This window comes from Solirubrobacter deserti, assembly GCF_027587175.1.
Lineage (GTDB): Bacteria > Actinomycetota > Thermoleophilia > Solirubrobacterales > Solirubrobacteraceae > Solirubrobacter > Solirubrobacter deserti.
Genome location: NZ_JAPCID010000073.1, coordinates 1 through 21,352 on the forward strand (window position 1 = coordinate 1; position 21,352 = coordinate 21,352).

The window sequence follows — 21,352 nt, forward strand, 5'->3', positions numbered from 1 at the left end:
GACGCGAACCCGCGCCGGCCCACGCCGCGGCGGACCGACCGCCATCGCCGCGCGACCCCGCGCCGGTCGACGCTGCGCTGTCGCGCGCGGCCGCCGGCCAGCCAGCCGCGCCGCGCGGCGCCCCACTGTCGTCCTCGCGGCGCACCGGGCCTCAGACGCCGACGTGGTCGCGGAGGGCGGCGAGGCGCTTCTCGCCGATGCCGGAGACCTGGTCGAGCTCGTCGACGGATTTGAAGCCGCCGTTCTGCTCGCGGTAGTCGAGAATCTTCTGAGCCGTGGCGGGGCCGACGCCGTCGAGGGTCTCGAGCTGCTCGAGCGTCGCGGTGTTCAGGTTCACCGGACCGGACGCCGGGGCCGCGGCGCCTGTGGCTGAGCCGGATGTGCCCGCGGGCGCGGCGGCGGCGGTCTGGCCGCGGGCCGGGACGAGGATCTGGCGGCCGTCCTCGAGCTTGGCGGCGCGGTTGACGGTCGAGAGGTCGGCGCGCCGGGTCGGGCCGCCCGCGCGCTCGAGGGCGTCCTCGACGCGGTCCTCGCTCGTGAGGCGGTAGACGCCGGGCTTGCGCACGGCGCCGGAGACGTCGACGACCACCGGCGTTCCCGCGGCGGCGCGGCCGCCGCTCGGCGTGGCTTGGCCGGCGGCGGCGATGGTGGCGACGGCAGGCTCGGCAGCGGCGTCCGCGGTGGGGCGCGAGCGGGCCAGGTACCAGGCGGCGAGGAGCGCCAGGATCAGGCCGGCGGCGACCCAGGCGGCCAGCCGGCGGGGGTCTTGGGCGGGCATGCCGGCAACTTAGGTGGCAGGTCGTCACGGATCAGCACGTGCTTTGCACCAAAACACGCGCGACTTTGCCAATTAAGACGCGCGGCACCCCAAGACGGCGCCGCGCGGCCGCAGACTTCAGCGCACCACGAAGTTCACGAGCTTCGAGGGGACCACGATGACCTTCACGAGCTGCTTGCCATCGATATGAGCCACGACGTTCGGTCGCTCGCGCGCGAGTGCCTCCAGCTCCTCGCGGGTCGCGTTCGTCGGGGCCTCCACGCGGTCGCGCAGCTTGCCGTTGACCTGCACGACGACCTCGACGACGTCCTGCTCGAGCAGCGACAGGTCGGCGTCCGGCCACGGCGTCTCCCACACGCGGTCGCCCGTGAGCAGCTCGTACACCTCCGCGGCCGTGTGCGGCGCGAACGGGAAGATCAGCGAGGCCGCCGTGGCGGTCGCGAAGTGCAGCGTGCCCGAGCTGACGCTCTCGCGCCGGCGGTAGGCCTCGTTGATGAGCTCCATCACGGCCGCGATCGCGGTGTTGAACGCGAAGCGGCCGGCCATGTCGTTGGTGACCTTGTCGATCGCCCAGTGCGCCTTGCGCATCAGCGCCAGGTCGTCGCCCTCGGGCGCCTCCAGCGGGCCCAGCAGCGCCTGCTGGCCCGTCTGCTCGGCCACGTCCTCCCCCAGGCGCCACAGGCGCGCGAGGAAGCGGTGCACGCCCTCGACGCCCTCGTCGTTCCAGTCGGCGTCCTGGTCGGGCGGGCCGATGAAGAGGATGTACGAGCGCGCGGTGTCGGCCCCGTAGCGCTCGACGTACGGCGCCGGGCTGATCATGTTGCCCTTGGACTTGGACATCTTCGCGCCGTCGCGCGTGATCATCCCCTGCGTGAAGAGCGCCTTGAAGGGCTCTTGCGCCTCCATCAGGCCGAGGTCGGCCAGCGCCTTCACGAAGAAGCGCGCGTACATCAGGTGCAGGATCGCGTGCTCGACACCGCCGACGTACTGGTCGACCGGCATCCAGCTGTCGAGGACCTTCTTGTCCCACGCCGCGTCGTCGTTGTTGGCGTCGCAGTAGCGCAGGTAGTACCAGGACGAATCGACGAACGTGTCCATCGTGTCGGTCTCGCGGCGCGCGGGCCCGCCGCACACCGGGCAGGTCGTGTTGACCCAGTCCTCGGCCGCGGCCAGCGGGGACTTGCCCTGCGGCGCGTAGTCCTGGATGTCGGGCAGTTCGACCGGCAGCTGGTCGTCGGGCACGGGCACCATGCCGTGCTCGTCGCAATAGACGATCGGGATCGGGCAGCCCCAGTAGCGCTGGCGGGACAGCAGCCAGTCGCGCAGGCGGTAGTTGATCGAGCGGTGGCCCTTGCCCTCGCGGTCGAGCCAGTCGACGATCTTCTCCAGCGCCTCGCGGTTGTGCATCCCGTCGAACTCGGGCGCGGAGTTGACCAGCGTGCCGTTGCCGGGGTACGGCAGCTCCGCGCCTCCCTCGACGACGCGGCGGATCGGCAGGTCGAACTCGGTCGCGAAGTCGAAGTCGCGCTCGTCGTGGCCCGGGACGGCCATGATCGCGCCCGTGCCGTACTCCATCAGCACGTAGTCGGCGACGTACATCGGGATGCGCTCACCGTTGACCGGGTTGATGACGCTGCGGCCGAGCGCCACGCCGGTCTTCTTGCGCTCGGTGTCCGCGCGCTCCTCCTTGGACTCCGTCAGCACCGTGTTGACGTAGTCGCGCACCGCCTGCTCGTGCTCGGTGCCGGCGGCCAGGCGCAGCACGTCCGGGTGCTCGGGCGCCATGACGAAGAACGTCGCGCCGAACAGCGTGTCCGGGCGGGTGGTGAAGACGGGGTACTCGCGGCCGGAGTCAGGCTCGGTGAACGTCACCTCAGCGCCCTCGGAGCGGCCGATCCAGTTGCGCTGCATCGTGACCACGTGGCCCGGCCAGTCGATCGTCTCCAGATCGTCCAGCAGGCGGTCGGCGTAGTCGGTGATGCGGAAGAACCACTGCTCGAGCTGGCGCAGCTCGACGGCCGTGCCGCAGCGCTCGCAATGCCCGTCGATGACCTGCTCGTTGGCGAGCACGGTCGCGTCCTTCGGGCACCAGTTGACCGCGGCCTCCTTGCGATAGGCCAGCCCGCGCTCGAACAGCTTCAGGAAGATCCACTGGGTCCAGCGGTAGTAGCGCGGCTCGTGCGTGCCGAACTCGCGCGACCAGTCGATCGAGATGCCCCAGGACCGGAACTGGCGCTGGAAGGAGGCGATCGACTCCTCCGTCGCCTCGCGCGGGTGCTTGCCGGTCTTGATCGCGTTGTTCTCCGCCGGCAGCCCGAACGCGTCGTAGCCCATCGGGTGCAGGACCCGCATGCCGTTGCGACGCCGGAAGTGGGCGACCGCGTCACCGACGCTGTAGTTCTTCAGGTGCCCCATGTGGGGCTCGCCCGACGGGTACGGCAGCATTTCGAGCACGTACGAGCGCGGCGCCCCATCGGCGTCGTTCGGAACTTCCCAAGTGCGCTCCCGCTCCCAGATCTGCTGCCACTTGCGCTCGATCTCGTGCGGCTCGTAACGGTGCTCGGCCATGAGGCGCGGAGGTTAGCGCCCGGACGCACCCGTTCTCCGTGGCGCGCCGCGGATTCGCTCGCTAAAGTGTTGTCCGGCAACCAGCTGCATGGGGCTATAGCTCAGCTGGGAGAGCGCATGACTGGCAGTCATGAGGTCGCCGGTTCGATCCCGGCTAGCTCCACTGAAACGAAGGGCCGTCCGATCCGGGCGGCCCTTCGTGTTTCCCGGGCGCGATTGGCGTGACGGGCCTCGGGGTGCCCAACGCTGGTCCCGCTGAGCGCAACTCACGTTGGGCACCCCTGTCCAGCGTGGCGAATGCTCAGCACGGGATCGTTCGCGGGGCGCAATTGCGAGCGCTCGGGTGGTCGAACAGCGCGATCTCGCGCAGCCGCGTGCTCCATCGGCTGTACCGCGACGTCTACGCGGTCGGCCACACCGCGCTCTCACGCGAGGCGCGCTGGCTCGCGGCCGTGTTCGCTGCCGGCGAAGGCGCAGCGCTGTGCCGACGGTCTGCCGTTGCGCTCCTCGCGCTCGACCGCTGGGCGCCCAACGTGCCGGAGGTGCTCGTGCCGCGCCCACATCGCGCCATCACCGGCATCAAGCTCCACACCGCGCGGCGTCTGGACTCGCGTGACGTCACGACGGTCGACGGCATCCCGGTGACCAACGTGCCGCGGGTGTTCGTCGACCTCAGCGACGGCTCATCCCCGAGGAGCTCACGCGCTACATCCACGAGGCCGTTCCGCGGCATCCTCGATCTCGGCGCGATCCGGCGGGCGATGGCGCGGGCGACCGGGCACCGCCACCTCGACGTGCTCGAGTGCGCCATCGACGACTGGCTCGCCGGAAGCGCCGGTGTCCGCAGCCGCGGCGAGCTCGCGTTCCGGCGCGCGGTGGCCGCGGCCGGGCTCCCGCGACCGGACACCAACCGCAAGTTCCTCGGCGTCGAGGTGGACTTTCACTGGCCCGACCTCGACCTGGTGATCGAGCTCGACGGGCCGGGCCACCTGCGGCCGCCGTCCCGTGCCGAGGACGCCCGGCGCGACGCGCACCTGGCCGGGATGGGCTATCGGGTCGTGCGGTGCCGGACGCCGGAAGCGGCGATCGCCGCCCTCGCGGACGCCTTCAGGCGGAGCGAGGCGTGAGGGTCCGGAAGTCGGGTACTTGGTCGCTCATGCTCCGGATTGCTGCAACGCTCAGACGACCTGGTGGTCTCGCGAAGACCGTGGGATTGGCGTGTGTGATCGGCGGCATCGCGGCCGCCCCGGCACAGGCGGAGCGGGTCGCGACGGAGTTCACCGCGTCCGCGGGCACGTACACGTCGATCGGGCAGGACATCGCGTTCCCGCGCGCGGGGAGCGGGTTCCGCTGGCGGGTGGCCAACAGCCTGCGCGTCAACGGTCAGCGGTCCCCGTACCGGTGGTACGTCGATCTGGGAATCGGGCCCGACGGGCAGCGGACGCTCGACTTCGAGCTGCGGGTCTCGGAGGGAGAGGGCGCTGCGCCCACGGTCGCCGCCACTCCGGCGGCCGGCCGTTGCTCCACGGGTCTGGGCGGCGAGGGCGGCAGCGATCCGACCGCGTACTGCGTCGTCCCGTTCCCGAGCGCGATCGGCGGGAAGACGCTGCGCGTCGTCGTCCGCAGCCTCACCCCGACCAGCACGACCGGATCGACGTGGCAGGCGTACGCGGAGATCAAGGGCGGTGCCCGCTACGAGCTCGGGTCACTGCGGATGCCTGCGGCCGGCGCCGGGACGGTCGACACGACGGTGAGCAACTTCACCGAGGACTGGAACGTCTACGGGACGTGTCCCGCCGCGCGCGTCGAGGCGGTCTACCGCCCGCCGACGTTCCGGCGCGCGGACGGCACGGCGACGGCCGGCGCGCTCAACGCCCTGCGCGGGAAGACGTGCGCGGCCTCGCAGGTCGGCCCGTTCATGGACGGCGCGTACCACCGGCTCGGCAACTGAGCCGGTCCGGCCGCGCTACTCGACGACGCGCTTGGGTGCTTCGCCCCAGAGCTGCTCGAGGCGGTAGTACTCGCGCGCCTCGGCGGTGAAGACGTGGACGATCACGTCCAGGTAGTCCATGAGGATCCAGCGGGACTCGCTCAGGCCCTCGACCCGCCGCGGGAGCAGGCCGTGGTCCTTCTTCATGTTCTCGTGGATGCGGTCGTGGATGGCCTTGACCTGGCGGTCGGAGCCGCCGGTGGCGATCACGAAGTAGTCCGTGTAGCCGAGCACGCCGCGCAGGTCGAGCTCGACGATGTCCTGAGCCTTGACGTCCGAGGCGTAGCCCGAGACGAGCCCGGCGAGCTCGGACGGCTCGATCGGCGCGGACGCGCGGGGTGCGGTCATGCGTACAACCCTTCGGCGGCGATGAACTCGGCCACGGAGTCGGGGACGAGGTAACGGATCGGACGGCCGGCCGCGACGCGTTGGCGGATGGCCGAGGAGGAGATGTCGAGACGAGGCATGTCGAAGAAGCGGATCTGGTCGACGCCGGCGAGGCCGGCGAGGTGCTCCACGATGTCGCCGCGGCGGATGCCCGAACGCTCGGCCACACCCAGGGTGGCCAGGGACAGGACGGCCTCAGGCTCGTGCCACGTGGGCAGCGAGTAGGCCATGTCGCCTCCCATGATGAACGTCAGGTCGTCCGCCGGACTGGACTCATGCAGCCGTTGCAGCGTATCGACCGTGTAGGACCGACCGGCGACGTCGGCGTCCACCCGTGACACCCAGAAGCGCGAGTCGCCCGCTGTGGCGCGACGCGTGAGCTCGACGCGCGCCTCCACTCCCGGGTCGGAGTCGATCTCCTTGTGTGGCGGCTGGTTGACGGGCACGAACGCGACCTCGTCGAGCTCGAGCTGATCGATCGCCTCCGCGGCGCACACCAGGTGGCCGATGTGCGGCGGGTTGAACGTCCCGCCGAGCAGCCCGAGCCTCAAGCGCGAACTTGCCCGTCGCCTTCGACGAGGTAGCGCGTCGAGCACAGCTCCCGCAGCCCGATCGGCCCGCGCGCGTGCAGCTTCTGGGTCGAGTTGCCGATCTCGGCGCCCATCCCGAACTCGCCGCCGTCCGTGAACCGCGTGCTGGCGTTCACGTAGATGCAGGCGCTGTCGATCCCGAGCTGGAACGCCCGCGCCGCCGAGCGATCGTTGGTGACGATCGCCTCGGAATGGCCAGAGCCGTACTCGTTGACGTGGTCGATCGCCTCCTCGACGGAGTCCACGACCTTCACCGCCAGGATCAGCGCGAGGAACTCCTCGCCCCAGTCCGACTCCACGGCCGCGTTCACGGACGGATCGACCGTGCGCACGCGCTCGTCCCCGCGCAGCTCGACGCCCTCGGCCCGCAGCGCGGCGATCGCGCCAGGCAGGAACCGGTCGGCCACGTCCGAGTGCACGAGCAGCGTCTCGGCCGAGTTGCACGTGCCGGGGCGCTGGACCTTGGCGTTGACGATGATCCGCTCGGCGGCCGCGAGATCGGCCGACGCGTCGACGTAGACGTGGCAGTTGCCGGCCGCGGCGTAGATGACCGGGACCTTCGCCACCGCGCTGATCGCCTTCTTGAGGCCCTCGCCGCCGCGCGGGATGATCAGGTCGACGATGCCCTCCAGCTGGGCGAGCTCGGTCAGCGCCTCGCGGTCGCCGCCGACGAGCCCGATCGAGCCGGCCGGGAGCTCGGACGCCGCTTCGGCCGCGATCCGCGCCAGCACCGCGTTCGAATGCGCCGCGGAGGACGAGCCGCGCAGCAGCACGGCGTTGCCCGACTTCAGCGCGAGCGCGGCCGCGTCGATCGTCACGTTCGGGCGCGCCTCGTACACGACCGCCACCACGCCGAGCGGGACTCGAACCTTGCGCACCTCGAGCCCGTTCGCCAGGCGCCCGCCGTCCACGACCTCGCCGACCGGGTCGGGTAGCGCCGCGATCGCCCGCGCGCCGGCGGCGATCGAGCGCACCCGCGCGTCGGTCAACGCCAGCCGGTCCATCAGCGCGTCGGACAGCCCGTTCTCGCGCCCGGCCTCGAGATCGCGCGCGTTGGCCTCGAGGATCTCGGGGATGCGCGCCTCGAGCGCGTCGGCGATCGCGTGCAGCGCCGCGTCCTTGGTCGCCGACGGCACGGTCGCGAGCTTCCGCGCCGCGGCCTTCGCGGCCAGGGCAAGGTCAAGAACAGAGGTCGAGGGGAGCGTCGCGGCCATGCGCGCAGTCTAGGGGCCGCACACGCGCGGGGCGAGAGCGCGGCGGCGACGCGGACGGCGCGTGGCGTGGCGCCGCGGCGCGGTCGACGCGTCAGCCGGAGGCGCCCGTAGGCTGCAACCGTGCCTGGCACGACGATCATCCGCGCCCGAGTCGCGCACACGCCGCGTGATCCCTTCGCCACGAGCGACGCGCTCGAGACGTTCGACGACGGGGCGGTGGCGTTCGACCAAGCGGGGACGATCCTGGCGACCGGCCCGCACGCCGCGGTGGCGGAGGCACATCCCGCGGCGGAGACGCTCGACCGGCGGGACTGCGTGCTGCTCCCCGGCCTCATCGACACGCACGTGCACTTCCCGCAGATCCCGGTGATCGGGGCGATGGGGCTCGAGCTGCTGGACTGGCTGGCGCAGCGCACCTTGCCCGAGGAGGCCAAGATGGCCGACCTCGATCATGCGACCAAGGCGGCGCGCCGGTTCACGCGGTTGCTGGCGCGCAACGGGACGACTTCGGCGCTCGTGTTCGGCAGCCACTTCCCGCACGCGCAGCACGCGCTGTTCGAGGCGGCGGACGCCTCCGGGCTGCGGATCGCGTCCGGCCTGGTGGTGTCCGACCGCAACCTGCGGCCCGAGCTCGAGGTCACGCCGGACGAGGCGTACGAGCACAGCCGCGTCCTGATCGACCGCTGGCACGGTCACGGCCGGCTGCGCTACGCGGTCACGCCGCGGTTCAGCGTGTCAGCGAGCGAGCCGATGCTGGCCGCCTCCAAGGCGCTGCTCGACGAGACCGCCGGCGCCCTGTTCACCAGCCACGTGAACGAGTCCGTCGGCGAGATCGCGTTTGTCAAGGAGCTGTTTCCCGACGCGCGCGACTACGTCGCCACCTACGAGGACGCGGGCCTCCTGACGGCCCGCAGCGTCCTCGCCCACAACGTGCACGTCTCCGACGACGAGCTCGCTCGCCTGGCCCACGCCCACACCGCGGTCGCGCACTGCCCGTCCAGCAACGCGTTCCTCTCCAGCGGCATCTTCCCCATGGCGCGGCACGTCGAGCACGGCGTGCGCTTCGGGATGGGCACGGACGTCGGCGCCGGCACGGGCCTGTCGATGCTCAAGGAGGGCCTGGTCGCCTACCACGTGCAGATGGTGCGCGACCAGGGCCACATGCTCGGCCCCGCGCACCTGCTGTACCTGGCGACCGCCGCGGGCGCCAAGGCGCTCAACCTCGGCGACATGGCCGGCGACCTCACGCCCGGCAAGCAGGCGGACCTCGTCCTGATCAAACCGCCGCTCGACGGCACACTCGAGGCGGTCCTGGAGGAAGCGCCGGACTGGGACGCCGCCCTCGGCGCGATCTTCACCCTCGCGCGCGAGGAGGCCATCGCGGAGACCCGCGTGGCGGGCGAGGTCGTCTGGTCGCGAGTTCGCGAGGCGTGAGCGCCCGCGGCGAACTCGCCGAAGCATCGCCCTCTGGGCGATGCGACCTATACCAGGACGAAGTAGTCCCGGTGCACCGCTTCTTCGGTCGCGCGCGGCAGCACCTCGCGCACCTGGCCTGACTTCAAGCCCATCACCCGCCGCAGCTCCGCGGCCGAGTAGTTGGAGATGCCCTTGCCCACGGCGCCGCCGTCCGCGACCACCTCGATCGCGTCGCCCGCCTCGAACGCGCCCTCGACGTCGACGATCCCGACCGGCAGCAGCGAGGTCCCGCCGTCGCGCAGCGCCCGCGCCGCGCCCGCATCCACGACCACCGACCCCTGCGACGGCTTGGCGTAGCGCAGCCACAGCTTGAAGGAGGGCTGGCGGACCGGGTGCGGCGCGAAGTGCGTCCCCGCGGGCTCGCCCGCCCACGCGCGCGCGAGCACGCCCGGCTCGAACCCGCTCCCGATCACGGTCGGGATGCCGGCCGCGGTCGCCATCTCGGCGGCGGCGACCTTCGAGCGCATCCCGCCCGACCCCAGGGCCGAGGTCGCGGTGGAGATGTTCAGCGCCGCCAGCTCGGCGGGATCTTCCACCGAAGCCACCAGCCGGGCGGACGGATCAGCGCGCGGATCGGCCGTGAACAAGCCCGCGGTCGAGGTCAGCAGCAACAGCAGCGACGCGTCCACCAGCACCGCGACCTGCGCCGCCAGGAAGTCGTTGTCGCCGAAGGAGATCTCGTCCGTCGTCGTGGTGTCGTTCTCGTTGATGACCGGCACGATCCGCCACTCGACCAGCTTGCGCAGCGTCCGGCGCGCGTTCAGGTAGTGGGTCCGGGCGCTCATGTCGAAGAACGTGAGCAGCACCTGCGCCGACTGGATGCCGCGCTCGCGCAGGTACTCGTCGTAGGTGCGGTACAGCCGCCCCTGGCCGACCGCGGACGCCGCCTGCAGCTCCTCGACCGCCTTCGGCCGTCCGGCCAGCCCGAGCATGTGGATGCCGCGCGCGATCGCGCCCGAAGTGACCACCACGACATCCACGCCCGACGCGTGCAGCGCCGCGACCTCCTCGCAGATGCGCGCGACAACCGACAGCCGCAGCGCACCGCTGTCCTCGGCGACGATCGACGACCCCAATTTCACGACAGCGACCGGCAAAGGACTCAGGAGGGGTCGAGCTCGAACAGGGTGCCGCCGATCTCGACGTCGTCGCCAGGCTCGAACCCGGCCTTCTCGAGCGCGGAGATGACGCCCATCCGCCGCAGCCGCTGCTCGACCAACGCTGCGGCTTCCTCGTTGTCCATGTCCCAGCGCATGAACAGGCGCTCGACGGCTTCGCCGGTGACGATCCACTCGCCCGCCGGCCCGCGCGTGATGTCGAACGACGGACGCCCCTGCACGGGACGGAAGACCGCGAACTCGGCGACGTCGTCCTCGCCCGCGCCCGCTTCCTCGGGCGGCGCGACCGGCACCCGCTCGAGCAGCTCGCCGCGCAGCTCGGCCAGCCCCAGCGACGTCGCGCTGGACGTGACGATCACCGGGAACGCCACGCGCTCGCGCCACTCCGCAGCGGCCGCCTCAGCCACCTCCGGCGTCACCAGATCCGCCTTCGACAGTGCCAGCAGCCGCGGCAGCGACGCCAGCCGCGGGTCGTGCTCCGCGAGCTCGCGCTCGATGACCTCGAAGTTGGACACCGGGTCCGACCCGTCCAGCGGCGCGAGATCCAGCACGTGCACGAGCAGCCGCGTGCGCTCCACGTGCGCGAGGAAGTCGTGCCCCAGGCCCGCGCCCTCCGACGCGCCCTCGATCAGACCCGGGATGTCGGCGAGCACCAGCTGGCGGTCGTCGGCCTCGATCGTGCCCAGCACCGGCACCAGCGTCGTGAACGGGTAGGCGGCGACCTTCGGCTGCGCGCGCGTCATCGTCGCCAGCAGCGAGGACTTGCCCGCGTTCGGAAGCCCCACCAGGCCGACGTCGGCGAGCAGCTTGAGCCGCAGCTCGACGATGCCCTCCTCCCCCGGGAGCCCACGCTCGGCGAGCCGCGGCGCCTGGCGCGTGGCGGTGGCGAAGTTCTTGTTGCCGCGCCCGCCCGGGCCGCCGCGCGCCAGGGTCACCTCCTGACCCGGGCGCACGAGATCGAACGTGCGCCCGTCCCAGCGCTCCACGGTCGTCCCCGGCGGCACCGGGATCACCAGCCGGTCGCCGTCGGCGCCGTGCATGAGCTTCCCCTGGCCGTGCCCGCCGCGCTCGGCCTTGTAGCGCCCGCGGCGCCGGAAGGACTGCAAATCGCGCAGGGAGTCGTCGCAGCGCAGGATCACGTCGCCGCCGCGCCCGCCGTCGCCGCCGTCCGGCCCGCCCTTGGGCACGCGGGACTCGCGCCGGAAGGACATCGATCCATCGCCGCCGCGTCCGGCCTCCACCTCGATGCGTGCGCGATCAGCGAGCATTCGTCGGGGTAACGATAGGAGCCATGGACAAGGTCATGGTGATCGCGGGCGCTTCGACGGGCATCGGGGCGGCGACGGCCCGCCAGGCGGCAGAGGCGGGCTACCGGGTCGTGCTCGGCGCCCGCTCGCAGGACAAGCTGGAGCAGCTCGCACAAGAGATCGGCGGGATCGCGGTCCAGTGCGACGTCTCCGAGTACGCGCAGGTCGAGGCGCTCGCGCAGCGCGCGCTGGACGAGTTCGGCCGCATCGACGCCGTCTTCGCCAACGCCGGCGTCGGCCACCCGCGCGGCTTCGAGGCCGGCGATCCCGAGGACGCCAAGCAGATGGTGATCACGAACGTCTTCGGCATCTACGCGACGATCCGCGCGACCGCACAAGCGCTGAGAGACACACGCGGCCACCTCGTGATCACGAGCAGCATCGCCGGCCGGCGCGCGCTGAAGGGCTCGCTCTACTCCGCGACGAAGTTCGCCGTCACCGGCATGGCCGAGGCCGCCCGCCAGGACTTCAACGGCACCGGCGTGCGCACGACCCTCATCTCCCCCGGCATGGTGCAGACGCCGGGCTTCAGCCACGAGCTCGAGGACGTGCTGACCGCCGACGACATCGCCCGCGCGGTCCTCTTCGCGCTCGCCCAGCCGGCGCATGTGGACGTGAACGAGATCTTGATCCGACCAACAGCGCAGGAGAGCTGAATCATCCTTTCGGTCGATGGCGCGCGGCGGACGCGTCCGTAGCGTGCCGCACCGTGCTCGAGGCGCTCGTGGAAGCCGTGTTCGCCGCCGCGTCCTCGGCGGGCGCCGAGGAGGACACGGCGGCGGAGATCACGCGCCGGGTGCTGGTGGCCGACCCCCACGGCCGCCCCGACGCGCTCGCGGCCCGCGGCGCGTGCCTGGCCGCGGGCCGCGTACCCGCCTACGCGGGGATCGACGCGCCGGAGCGGGACGCGCTCGTGCTCGCCACCGCCCTCGGCTGGAAGACCGACCGCATCGCCACCCAGCTCGGCACCACGCCGCAGGACGTCACGGCCCGGATCGGCCGCGGGCTGCGAACGCTGCTGCCTCCGCGCGATTGCGCAGCCGCAGCTTCTCCAGCACATGGCGCACGTGCGTCTTGACCGTCGCCTCGCTCACGACGAGGCGCTCCGCGATCTCCCGGTTGCGCAGCCCCTGTCCGAGCAGCTCGAGCACCTCGCGCTCGCGCACGGACAACGCGCCCCACTCCACCTCCGCGGACGCCATCACGACCGCCTCGTCGGAGAGCACGGCCGCGACGAGCGCGTCCGGCGGCATGTCCTTGAGCAGGTAGCCGGCCGCGCCGACCTTCAGCGCGGCGCGCACGTCCAGCGCCTCCTCGGACACGGTGAGCATCAGCACGCGCACGTCCGGCGTGCGGGCGCGGATCGCCGCGCACGCCTCCACGCCGCCGATATCCGGCATCCCGACGTCGAGCAGCGCCACGTCCGGCCGCTCCCGCGCGGCCAGCTCGACCGCCTCACGCCCACCCGCCGCCAGCCCCACCACCTCGATGCGTGGATCGGCGGCCAGCAGCGCCGCGGTTCCCTCCCGCATGAGCCGGTGATCGTCGGCGATGCTCACGCGCACAGGCGTAGTATCGCGCCCGGTATGCACCTGCGTACAGGGACGTGCACAAAGGCCGCACAGTCCTGGAGCCCCGCGTGTTAGAGCCCGCGGTGCTCGCCGGACTGGCGGCCGTCTCGCGCGTGTCGCGCGCGCTGGTCGCCCCCGACGAGCTCCCCGTGCTGGCGAGCACGGCGCTCGAGGAGATGCGCGAGGCGCTGCACCTGGACCGCGCCGTGCTCTACCTCCCGGACGCCGACGGCCAACCCGTGCTGCGGCGCTTCGTCGGCGACGCCGCGGCACAGGCGCTGAGCTTCGACGAGGAGGCGTGGCAGCTGGCGACCAACGCGCCGATCGTCCTGCGCGAGAGCGCGGGCTGGCTCGTCGACAACCCGTTCGACCCGCCCGCCACGGACTGGCTGATCCTGCCGCTGATCGAGGGCGTCGTGATCGCCTCGGCCCCCGCCCGGATCGCGCTCGACGCGCTGTCCGGCACGGTCCTGAGCCTGTTGTGCTCCCAGCTCAGCGCCGGCATCACCACCGCGCGCCTGCGGCGGGAGCTCCAGGCCGCCGCGATCGAGCGCGAGCGACGCCAGCTCACGGCCGAGGTCCATGACGGGCTCGCGCAGTACCTCGCGGTGGCGCGGCGGGAGCTCGCACTGGCCGAGCCGGACCGCGCGCGGCTCACCGAGGCCGTGGAGTCCGCGCACCGGCTGGTGCGTGAGCGGCTGCGGACGCTCTCGCACGAGACCCCGGCGAGCCTGCGCGCCGCGCTGGAGGCGGCCGCCCGGCGCGCCCGCACGCCGGTCCGCGTGAGCGGCCACGGCGACGCGGGCCCCGAGGCGGTCACGCTCGCCGCGAGGGTGGTGAGCGAGGCGCTCGCCAACGCCGACGCGCACGCGCACGCCACGTCCGCGCAGGTCACCTACGCCGCCGACGACGAGCGGCTCGAGCTCACGGTCCGCGACGACGGCCGCGGCTTCGATCCCGCGCACGCCGCCGGGATCGAGGACGGCCACCTCGGGCTGACCGTCATGCGCGAGCGGGCGCGCGGGCAGGGCGGCGACTGCACCGTGACCTCGACCCCCGGCACCGGAACGGAGGTACACCTGTGGATTCCGCTCTAGCGCAGGCGATTGCGCCGGGCGCGTGCCCGCACCTGGCGATGCTGCTCGCGTCGCCGGAGGAGGTCGCACCGGCGTTCGCGTCGTTCTACGCGCTCGGCGCCAAGCGCAACGGTTGGCTCTTCCACCGCACGTTCGCGGGCCAGGCCGACGCCGACCGCGCCGCGCTCACCGCCGCCGGGCTCGACGTCGCCGCGCTCGAGGCCGAAGGCCGCATGGTGTTCAGCGAGATCGCGCTCGACATCACAGTCGAGGACTACGTGCACGCGTGGGAGCCGGAGCTGGAGGCTGCGCTCGCCCGCGGCTTCGACGCCGCGTGGTGGGCGCGCGCCGCGATCGGCCCGGACGCCGACATCCTCGACCGCTCCGTCGCCTACGACGCCGCCTGGGACGCGCACTTCCACGACAAGCCGTGCGTGTCGCTGTGCATGTTCATCGTGGGTGACGTCGAGCGCGACCGCCGCGCGGCGCAGATCGCCGCCACCCACGACCAGCTCCTGCGCTAGGCCTTCTTCTTGCGCTTGGGCATGATGTCGGTGATCGTGCCCTCGGCCATCTCCGCCGCGAAGCCGACCGTCTCGGACAGCGTCGGGTGCGGGTGGATCGTGAGCGCGATGTCCTCGGCGTCGAGGCCCGCCTCGATCGCCAGGACCGCCTCCGCCAGGAGCTCACCCGCGTTGACGCCGACGATGCCGGCGCCCAGCACGCGGTTCGTGCCCGGCTCGACCACCAGCTTCGTCAGCCCGTCCGAGCGACCGACGCTCAGCGCACGGCCCGACGCCGCCCACGGGAAGGCGCCGATCTCGTACTCGATGCCGTCGGCCTTGGCCTGCGTCTCGGTCAGCCCGGTCCACGCCACCTCCGGGTCCGTGTAGGCCACCGACGGAATCGAGCGCACGTCCCAGCTGACGTCGTGCCCGGCGATCACCTCGGCCGCGAGCACGCCCTCGTGCGTGGCCTTGTGGGCGAGCATCGGCTCGCCGCGCACGTCCCCGATCGAGAAGATGTGCGGCACGTTCGTGCGCATCTGCGAGTCGGAGGCGATGAAGCCGCGCTCGTCGACGGTCACGCCCGCCGCGTCCGCGCCGATCACCTTGCCGTTCGGGCGGCGGCCGACCGCGACCAGGATCCGGTCGAAGGTCTCCTCGCTGTCGCCGAACTTGACCTTCAGGCCGTCCGGCCCCGCCTCGACCGCCTCGACGCCGGTCTTGAGATGGATGGCCTCGTAGCGCCCCTTGATGCGCTTCTCGAGCACGCGCACGAGGTCCTTGTCGGCGCCCGGGATGAGCTGGTCGAGCAGCTCCACCACGGTCACCTTGGAGCCGAGCGCGTCGTAGACCGTCGCCATCTCGAGGCCGATGATGCCGCCGCCGATGACGAGCAGCCGCTCCGGGATCTCCTCGACCTCGAGCGCGCTGGTCGAGTCCATGATCCGGGGATCGTCCGGGAGGAACGGCAGCGTCGACGCCTCCGAGCCGGACGCGATGATGCAGTGCTCGAAGCCGACGACCGTGTCGCCGACCTTGATCGAGTTCGGCGAGGTGAACTCGCCGGACCCGCGCACGACCTGCACCTTGCGCTGCTTGGCCAGGCCTTCGAGTCCGCCGGTGAGCCGCCCGACGACGTCGTTCTTCCACGCGCGCACGTGGTCGATGTCGATCGTCGGCTTGCCGAAGGACACGCCCGCCTCGGCCATCTCCTCGGCCTCGGTGAGCACCTTGGCGATGTGCAGCAGCGCCTTGGACGGGATGCAGCCGACGTTCAGGCACACGCCGCCGAGCGTCTCGCCCTTGTCGATCAGCGCGACCGACAGGCCGAGGTCGGCGGCGCGGAACGCGGCCGTGTAGCCGCCCGGGCCGGCGCCGAGCACGGCGACCTGGACCTTGACGTCCGCGTCCTCGGGGATGCCGGAGGACGTCGGGGCGTCCGTCCCGGCCGAGACGGGCTGGGTCGCGGGGCCGGGCGAGTCGCCGTAGCCCTGGGCGGGCGCCTCCGGCTTGTCCTCAACGTTGCCGCCCTCCGGCTCGGCCTCCGCCGACGCGGCCGCCTCGGCCGCCTCCAGCTGCACGATGACCGTGCCCTCGGCGACCTTGTCGCCCACCGCCACCTCGATCGAGGTGACCTTGCCCGCGGCCGGCGACGGCACTTCCATCGTCGCCTTGTCGGACTCGAGAACGATCAGCGGCGTCTCCTCCGCGACCTCGTCACCGACGGCGACGAGGATCTCGATCACGGGGACGTCGTCGAAATCGCCGATGTCCGGGACCTTGACTTCCATCAGAGCAGGACCCTCCGGAGATCGGACAGCTGTTGGACCAGGTGGGCGACGAAGCGCGCCGCGAGCGCGCCGTCGATCACGCGGTGGTCGTAGGAGAGCGACAGCGGCACCATCAGGCGCGGGACGAACTCCGTCCCGTTCCAGACGGGCTTCATCGCCGAGCGCGTCACGCCCAGGATCGCCACCTCGGGCGCGTTGACGATCGGCGTGAACGACGTGCCGCCGATCCCGCCCAGCGACGAGATCGTGAACGTCGCGCCGGCCATCTCACCCGGCGAGAGCTTGCCCGCGCGGGCCTTCCCGGACAGCTCCGTCAGGTCCTTCGCGATCTCGAGGATGCCCTTGGAGTCAGCGTCCTTGATGACCGGGACCACGAGCCCGTTCGGCGTGTCCGCCGCGAAGCCGATGTTGTAGTAGCGCTTGAGGACGAGGTCGTCGCCGTCCAGCGAGGAGTTGACGACCGGGAACGCCTTCAGCGAGGCCACGACCGCCTTCGCCAGCAGGGCGACCATCGTCACCTTCGCCTCCTGCTGCTCACCGTTGGTGCGCTTGCGGAACGCCTCCAGCTCGGTGATGTCCGCCTCGTCGTTGTGCGTGACGTGCGGGATCATCACCCAGTTGCGGGCCAGGTTCGGGCCGCTGATCTTCTGGATGCGGGTGAGCGGCTGGCGCTCGACCTCGCCGTACTTCTCGAAGTTCGGCTTCGGCCACGGCGCGAGGTTCAGGCCCTCGACGGCCGCGCCGGAAGCGGGCGCCTCGGCGGCGGCCGGCGCCGCGGCGGGCGCGTCCTTGGCCTGCTGGACGTCCTCCTTGGTGATCCGGCCCTTGCGGCCGGTCCCGGTCACCGTCGAGAGGTCGATGCCGAGCTCTCGCGCCAGCCGGCGCACGCCCGGCGACGCGTAGGCCGGCGGGTCGCTGTGCCCGCCCTTCTGCTGCGGGGAGACCGGCGCGCCCGACGGCGTGCCCTCCACCTGGGGCGACGCGGGCGGCTCACTGGAGTCGATCGGCGTCGGCTCCTCGATCTCGCCCGCCTTCTCGGACTCCTGGGCGGCGATCGACGTCCCCTCGACGGCGCCGCCGGGCGCCGTCTCGGCCTCGGGCGCGTCCCCGCTCACCTCGAGCGAGATGATCGGCGAGCCCTCCTTGACCTTGTCCCCGACGGACACCTCGATCGAGGCGACCTTGCCGGCCGACGGCGACGGCACCTCCATCGTGGCCTTGTCGGACTCCAGGACGACGAGCGGGTCCTCGGCAGCGACCTCGTCGCCCACCGACACCAGCACCTCGATCACCGGTACGTCGTCGAAGTCCCCGATGTCCGGGACCAGGACCTGTTCGCTAGCCACGTTCACACCTTCCAGGGCGCGGGGCGCTCGGGGTCGATTCCGTAAGACTCGATCGCCGTCTTCGGTGCGCCGGCGTCGATCTGACCGGCCTTCGCGAGCTCGGTCAGCGCCGCCAGCACGACGTGGTGACGATCCACTTCGAAGAACGAGCGCAGCGTCTTGCGGTAGTCGCTGCGGCCGAAGCCGTCCGTGCCGAGCACGCGGTAGGGCTGGGAGACGAACGGGCGGATCTGGTCCGCGAACGCGCGCATGTAGTCGGTCGCCGCCACCACCGGGCCGGACGCGCCGCCCAGCTGCTGCTCGACCCAGGAGACCTTGGCCTCGTCACCCGGGTGGAACGTGTTCCAGCGATCCGCTTCCTGCGCCTCGCGGGCGAGCTCGGTGAAGCTCGGGACGCTCCACACGTCCGCCGCCACGCCGAAGTCGTCGGCGAGCAGCGTCTGCGCCGCCTCGACCTCGCGCAGGATCGTCCCGCTGCCCAGCAGCTGCAGCTGCGCCTCGCCCTCGGGCGCCTTGCGCAGCCGGTACAGCCCCTTCAGGATGCCCTCCTCGGCCCCTTCGGGCATGGCCGGGTGCGGGTAGTTCTCGTTCATCAGCGTGAGGTAGTAGAAGACGTCCTCCTGCTCGGTGAACATCCGCCGCAGGCCCTCGCGGATGATCACGGCCAGCTCGTACCCGTAGGTCGGGTCGTAGGAGACGCAGTTCGGGATCGTCGCGCTCAGCAGGTGCGAATGACCGTCCTCGTGCTGGAGGCCCTCGCCGTTGAGCGTCGTGCGGCCCGCGGTGCCGCCGAGCAGGAACCCGCGCGTGCGGCTGTCGCCGGCGGCCCAGGCGAGATCGCCGACCCGCTGGAAGCCGAACATCGAGTAGTAGATGTAGAACGGGATCGTCGGCGTGCCGTGGTTGGAGTACGACGTGCCCGCGGCGATCCAGGACGACATGGCGCCGGCCTCGTTGATGCCCTCCTGGAGCACCTGGCCGTGCTTGTCCTCGCGGTAGAACATCAGCTGGTCGCGGTCCTCGGGCGTGTACAGCTGCCCGAGCTGGCTGAAGATGCCCAGCTGACGGAACAGGCCCTCCATGCCGAACGTGCGCGACTCATCCGGCACGATCGGGACGACCCGCTTGCCGAGCTGCTTGTCGCGCAGGATCGTCGACAGGATGCGGACGAAGCTCATCGTGGTGGAGACCTCGCGGTCCCCGGTGCCGTCGAGCTGGCTCTGGAACGCGGTCAGCTCCGGCGTCGGCAGCGACTCGGCCTTGCGCCGGCGCGCGGGAAGCGAGCCACCCAGCTTCTCGCGGCGTTCGCGGATGAACTCCGCCTCCGGCGAGCCCTCCGGCGGCTTGTAGAAGCTGATGTTGCGCACCTGCTCGTCGGTGAGCTCGAGCTCGAAGCGGTCGCGGAAGGAGAGCAGTGCCTCCTCGTTCATCTTCTTCTGCTGGTGGGTGATGTTCTGGCCCTCACCCGCCGTGCCCATGCCGTAGCCCTTGATGGTCTTCGCGAGGATGACCGTCGGCTGGCCGTGGTGCTCGGTCGCCGCCTTGTAGGCCGCGTAGACCTTGCGCTGATCGAGGCCGCCGCGGTTGAGCGCCCAGATCTGTTCGTCGGTCATGTCCTTGACCATCTCGCGCAGTTCCGGCTTGGTGCCGAAGAAGTGCTCGCGCACGTAGGCGCCGTTGCGCGACTTGTACGTCTGGTAGTCGCCGTCCAGCGCCTCGTTCATGCGGGCGAGCAGGTGGCCCTCGTCGTCCTTGGCGAGGAGCGGGTCCCAGCGGCTGCCCCAGATCGTCTTGATGACGTTCCAGCCGTTGCCGCGGAAGTTGGTCTCCAGCTCCTGGATGATCTTGCCGTTGCCACGGACGGGGCCGTCCAGGCGCTGCAGATTGCAGTTGATGACGAAGATCAGGTTGTCCAGGCGTTCACGGCCGGCCATCGAGATCGCGCCCAGGGACTCCGGCTCGTCGGTCTCGCCGTCGCCCAGGAAGCACCACACCTTGCGCCCGGCGGTCTCGGCCAGCCCGCGGCCCTGCAGGTACTTCATGAAGCGCGCCTGGTAGATCGCCATCAGCGGGCCGAGGCCCATCGAGACGGTCGGGAACTGCCAGAAGTCCGGCATCAGCCACGGGTGCGGGTAGGAGCTGAGGCCGGTCTTGTAGGCCTCGGTGCGGAAGTTCCGCATCTGCTCCTCGGGAATGCGGCCCTCGAGGAAGGCGCGCGCGTACACACCCGGGCTGGAGTGGCCCTGCATGAAGACGAGGTCGCCGCCGTGCTTGTCGGACGGGGCGTGCCAGAAGTGGTTGAAGCCCGTCTCGTAGAGGACGGCCGCGCTCTGGTAGGACGCGATGTGGCCGCCCAGCTCGGACGACTCCTTGTTCGCGTTCAGGATCGTCGCGATCGCGTTCCAGCGGACGATGCTGCGTACTCGCCGCTCGAGCGCCTCGTCGACGGGATGAGGCGGTTCGTCCTGCGGCGGGATCGTGTTCAGGTACGGCGTGTTGCCCGCGGGCGCGGGGGTCGCGCCGCTCAGCTGAGCGTGGCCGATGACGCGTTCGAGCAGGAACTGGGCGCGCTGCGGGCCGTCGCTGGCGACGACCGCGTCGAGCGCCTCAAGCCACTCGCGTGTCTCCTGGGGATCTACCTCGACCTGCGATGCCATTGCTGCTCCTCGGTCTCCTCGGTGCGCGGCCATTGTGGCTCATGAGCCCCGCTCGGGTGAGCCTGCCCGGAATGTACGTTCCATGATACGAAAGTCGGCGTCCCGAGTGATGGAAATGCGATCATTTTCGGATGGCACGGCTCGGGAGCAACCAGTACGGCAAGGCGGAGACGCACCTCGTCCGGGTGGTGCGGGACGGTGCGGCGCACGAGTTGCGCGATCTGCTGGTCTCGGTCGCCCTCTCGGGCGAGCTGGAAGCGGTGCACCTTGACGGTGACAACTCGGCCGTGCTCGCGACCGACACGCAGAAGAACACCGTGTACGCGTTCGCCAAAGAGCACGGGGTCGGAACGCCGGAGCAGTTCGGGGCGCTGCTGGCGCGGCACTTCCTGGGCGGCGCGATCACGCGGGCACGCGTGGAGGTGCGCGAGGTCGGCTGGACGCGGCTGAGCGACCACGCGTTCGCGCAGGGTTCGCGGGAGGAGCGGATCGCGGTCGTCGTGGCGGATGAGTCGCAGTGGTTCGCGTCGGGGCTGTCGGGCCTGGTGGTCCTCAAGACGACGGACTCCGAGTTCCACGGGTTCCCGCGTGACCGGTACACGACGCTGGCCGAGACGCGCGACCGCGTGCTCGCCACCGAGGTGAGCGCGCGCTGGCGCCACGACGGCACCGCCTCCTTCGAGGACGCGCGACGCGCGTTGCTGGAGTGCTTCGCCGCGCACCACTCCCTGTCGCTGCAGCAGACGCTGTACGCGATGGGTTCGGCGGTGCTGGAGGCGTGCCCGGCCGTGCAGGAGATCCGGCTCTCGATGCCCAACAAGCACCACTTCGTCGTGGACCTGACGCCGTTCGGTCTCTCGAACGAGAACGAGGTCTTCCACGCCGACGACCGGCCGTACGGACTGATCGAGGGCGCCGTCGTGCGCGACGGCGCCCCCGATGCGGGTCCCTTGTGGGACCCCTATCCGTTGGTGTGAT

Annotated in this window: 19 protein-coding genes and 1 tRNA gene; 9 read left to right on the top strand and 11 right to left on the bottom strand. The window is 71.5% G+C overall.

Annotated elements, in window-relative coordinates; genetic code table 11:
• Nucleotides 1-151: 151 nt before the first annotated feature.
• A complete protein-coding gene (locus OJ962_RS31410; protein WP_202953882.1) occupies nucleotides 152-778 on the bottom strand; it encodes a helix-hairpin-helix domain-containing protein in 627 nt (208 codons plus the stop codon).
• Between the two features lie 117 nt (nucleotides 779-895).
• Complete coding sequence (gene leuS / locus OJ962_RS31415; protein ID WP_202953881.1) at nucleotides 896-3,346, bottom strand: leucine--tRNA ligase; 2,451 nt, start codon at nucleotides 3,344-3,346, stop codon at nucleotides 896-898.
• Between the two features lie 90 nt (nucleotides 3,347-3,436).
• Here leuS and OJ962_RS31420 point away from each other — a divergent pair.
• From OJ962_RS31420 to OJ962_RS31430, 3 genes are all read left to right on the top strand, one after another.
• Nucleotides 3,437-3,509: transfer RNA gene (locus tag OJ962_RS31420), tRNA-Ala, on the top strand.
• 211 nt (nucleotides 3,510-3,720) lie between these two features.
• Nucleotides 3,721-4,473, top strand: coding sequence for a DUF559 domain-containing protein (locus tag OJ962_RS31425; protein WP_270006850.1), 753 nt, complete (start codon nucleotides 3,721-3,723; stop codon nucleotides 4,471-4,473).
• Nucleotides 4,474-4,568: 95 nt separating this feature from the next.
• Nucleotides 4,569-5,297, top strand: a complete 729-nt coding sequence (locus tag OJ962_RS31430) for a hypothetical protein (RefSeq protein WP_202953879.1) — start codon at nucleotides 4,569-4,571, stop codon at nucleotides 5,295-5,297.
• Between the two features lie 15 nt (nucleotides 5,298-5,312).
• Here the strand turns inward: OJ962_RS31430 and rsfS are convergent, their stop codons facing one another.
• Genes rsfS through OJ962_RS31445 form a run of 3 tightly spaced genes read right to left on the bottom strand, consistent with a single transcriptional unit; the run spans nucleotide 5,313 to nucleotide 7,527 of the window.
• Nucleotides 5,313-5,684, bottom strand: a complete 372-nt coding sequence (gene rsfS / locus OJ962_RS31435; protein WP_202953878.1) for a ribosome silencing factor — start codon at nucleotides 5,682-5,684, stop codon at nucleotides 5,313-5,315.
• Nucleotides 5,681-6,274, bottom strand: coding sequence for a nicotinate-nucleotide adenylyltransferase (gene nadD, locus OJ962_RS31440; RefSeq protein ID WP_202953877.1), 594 nt, complete (start codon nucleotides 6,272-6,274; stop codon nucleotides 5,681-5,683). Before nadD ends, rsfS begins: the two co-directional genes overlap by 4 nt.
• Nucleotides 6,271-7,527: a glutamate-5-semialdehyde dehydrogenase gene (locus OJ962_RS31445; RefSeq protein ID WP_202953876.1), complete on the bottom strand. Its 1,257-nt coding sequence runs from the start codon at nucleotides 7,525-7,527 to the stop codon at nucleotides 6,271-6,273. Before OJ962_RS31445 ends, nadD begins: the two co-directional genes overlap by 4 nt.
• 120 nt (nucleotides 7,528-7,647) lie before the next feature.
• On the opposite strand from OJ962_RS31445, the gene guaD reads away from it, so the two are divergent.
• Complete coding sequence (gene guaD / locus OJ962_RS31450; RefSeq protein WP_202953875.1) at nucleotides 7,648-8,961, top strand: guanine deaminase; 1,314 nt, start codon at nucleotides 7,648-7,650, stop codon at nucleotides 8,959-8,961.
• A gap of 47 nt (nucleotides 8,962-9,008) precedes the next feature.
• Here the strand turns inward: guaD and proB are convergent, their stop codons facing one another.
• Together proB and obgE are read right to left on the bottom strand one after the other, a co-directional pair.
• A complete protein-coding gene (gene proB / locus OJ962_RS31455; RefSeq protein WP_270006851.1) occupies nucleotides 9,009-10,085 on the bottom strand; it encodes a glutamate 5-kinase in 1,077 nt (358 codons plus the stop codon).
• Nucleotides 10,086-10,105: 20 nt separating this feature from the next.
• Entirely contained in the window at nucleotides 10,106-11,389 is a 1,284-nt protein-coding gene (gene obgE, locus OJ962_RS31460) for a GTPase ObgE (protein WP_202953873.1), read from the bottom strand.
• Nucleotides 11,390-11,412: 23 nt separating this feature from the next.
• On the opposite strand from obgE, the gene OJ962_RS31465 reads away from it, so the two are divergent.
• The gene (locus OJ962_RS31465) at nucleotides 11,413-12,084 is read left to right on the top strand and encodes an SDR family oxidoreductase (RefSeq protein ID WP_202953872.1); all 672 of its coding nucleotides are present in this window, start codon (nucleotides 11,413-11,415) and stop codon (nucleotides 12,082-12,084) included.
• A 53-nt stretch (nucleotides 12,085-12,137) separates the two neighbouring features.
• The gene (locus tag OJ962_RS31470) at nucleotides 12,138-12,506 is read left to right on the top strand and encodes an RNA polymerase sigma factor sigma-70 region 4 domain-containing protein (RefSeq protein WP_202953871.1); all 369 of its coding nucleotides are present in this window, start codon (nucleotides 12,138-12,140) and stop codon (nucleotides 12,504-12,506) included.
• Here OJ962_RS31470 and OJ962_RS31475 read toward each other — a convergent pair.
• Complete coding sequence (locus OJ962_RS31475; RefSeq protein WP_270006852.1) at nucleotides 12,412-12,987, bottom strand: response regulator; 576 nt, start codon at nucleotides 12,985-12,987, stop codon at nucleotides 12,412-12,414. The genes OJ962_RS31470 and OJ962_RS31475 overlap by 95 nt on opposite strands.
• Before the next feature lie 95 nt (nucleotides 12,988-13,082).
• On the opposite strand from OJ962_RS31475, the gene OJ962_RS31480 reads away from it, so the two are divergent.
• Both OJ962_RS31480 and OJ962_RS31485 read left to right on the top strand, forming a co-directional pair.
• Nucleotides 13,083-14,096 carry a sensor histidine kinase gene (locus OJ962_RS31480; protein WP_270006853.1) on the top strand — a complete coding sequence of 338 codons (1,014 nt, stop codon included), beginning with the start codon at nucleotides 13,083-13,085 and terminating at the stop codon, nucleotides 14,094-14,096.
• Nucleotides 14,081-14,599 (top strand): MEDS domain-containing protein, encoded by a 519-nt coding sequence (locus OJ962_RS31485; RefSeq protein WP_202953869.1) that lies wholly within the window; start codon nucleotides 14,081-14,083, stop codon nucleotides 14,597-14,599. The genes OJ962_RS31480 and OJ962_RS31485 overlap by 16 nt, the downstream gene beginning before the upstream one ends.
• On the opposite strand, the gene lpdA is transcribed toward OJ962_RS31485, so the two are convergent.
• From lpdA to aceE, 3 genes are read right to left on the bottom strand one after another with little or no spacing between them, the layout of a single operon-like run.
• Nucleotides 14,596-16,371 (bottom strand): dihydrolipoyl dehydrogenase, encoded by a 1,776-nt coding sequence (gene lpdA, locus OJ962_RS31490; RefSeq protein ID WP_202953868.1) that lies wholly within the window; start codon nucleotides 16,369-16,371, stop codon nucleotides 14,596-14,598. The genes OJ962_RS31485 and lpdA overlap by 4 nt on opposite strands.
• Nucleotides 16,371-17,732, bottom strand: a complete 1,362-nt coding sequence (gene aceF / locus OJ962_RS31500; protein WP_202954296.1) for a dihydrolipoyllysine-residue acetyltransferase — start codon at nucleotides 17,730-17,732, stop codon at nucleotides 16,371-16,373. The genes lpdA and aceF overlap by 1 nt, the downstream gene beginning before the upstream one ends.
• Nucleotides 17,720-20,374, bottom strand: coding sequence for a pyruvate dehydrogenase (acetyl-transferring), homodimeric type (gene aceE / locus OJ962_RS31505; RefSeq protein ID WP_202953867.1), 2,655 nt, complete (start codon nucleotides 20,372-20,374; stop codon nucleotides 17,720-17,722). The genes aceF and aceE overlap by 13 nt, the downstream gene beginning before the upstream one ends.
• Nucleotides 20,375-20,505: 131 nt before the next feature.
• Here aceE and pucL point away from each other — a divergent pair, with 131 nt between their 5' ends.
• The gene (pucL, locus tag OJ962_RS31510) at nucleotides 20,506-21,351 is read left to right on the top strand and encodes a factor-independent urate hydroxylase (protein ID WP_202953866.1); all 846 of its coding nucleotides are present in this window, start codon (nucleotides 20,506-20,508) and stop codon (nucleotides 21,349-21,351) included.
• The last annotated feature ends 1 nt before the right edge of the window (nucleotide 21,352 follow it).

What these genes read in the sequence shown, in the direction of transcription:
- OJ962_RS31465 (WP_202953872.1), top strand. Translation starts at nt 11,413, where the DNA reads ATGGACAAGGTCATGGTGATCGCGGGCGCTTCGACGGGCATCGGGGCG.
- pucL (WP_202953866.1), top strand. Translation starts at nt 20,506, where the DNA reads ATGGCACGGCTCGGGAGCAACCAGTACGGCAAGGCGGAGACGCACCTC.
- OJ962_RS31445 (WP_202953876.1), bottom strand. Translation starts at nt 7,527, where the DNA reads ATGGCCGCGACGCTCCCCTCGACCTCTGTTCTTGACCTTGCCCTGGCC.
- aceE (WP_202953867.1), bottom strand. Translation starts at nt 20,374, where the DNA reads ATGGCATCGCAGGTCGAGGTAGATCCCCAGGAGACACGCGAGTGGCTT.
- leuS (WP_202953881.1), bottom strand. Translation starts at nt 3,346, where the DNA reads ATGGCCGAGCACCGTTACGAGCCGCACGAGATCGAGCGCAAGTGGCAG.
- obgE (WP_202953873.1), bottom strand. Translation starts at nt 11,389, where the DNA reads ATGCTCGCTGATCGCGCACGCATCGAGGTGGAGGCCGGACGCGGCGGC.
- OJ962_RS31410 (WP_202953882.1), bottom strand. Translation starts at nt 778, where the DNA reads ATGCCCGCCCAAGACCCCCGCCGGCTGGCCGCCTGGGTCGCCGCCGGC.
- rsfS (WP_202953878.1), bottom strand. Translation starts at nt 5,684, where the DNA reads ATGACCGCACCCCGCGCGTCCGCGCCGATCGAGCCGTCCGAGCTCGCC.
- lpdA (WP_202953868.1), bottom strand. Translation starts at nt 16,371, where the DNA reads ATGGAAGTCAAGGTCCCGGACATCGGCGATTTCGACGACGTCCCCGTG.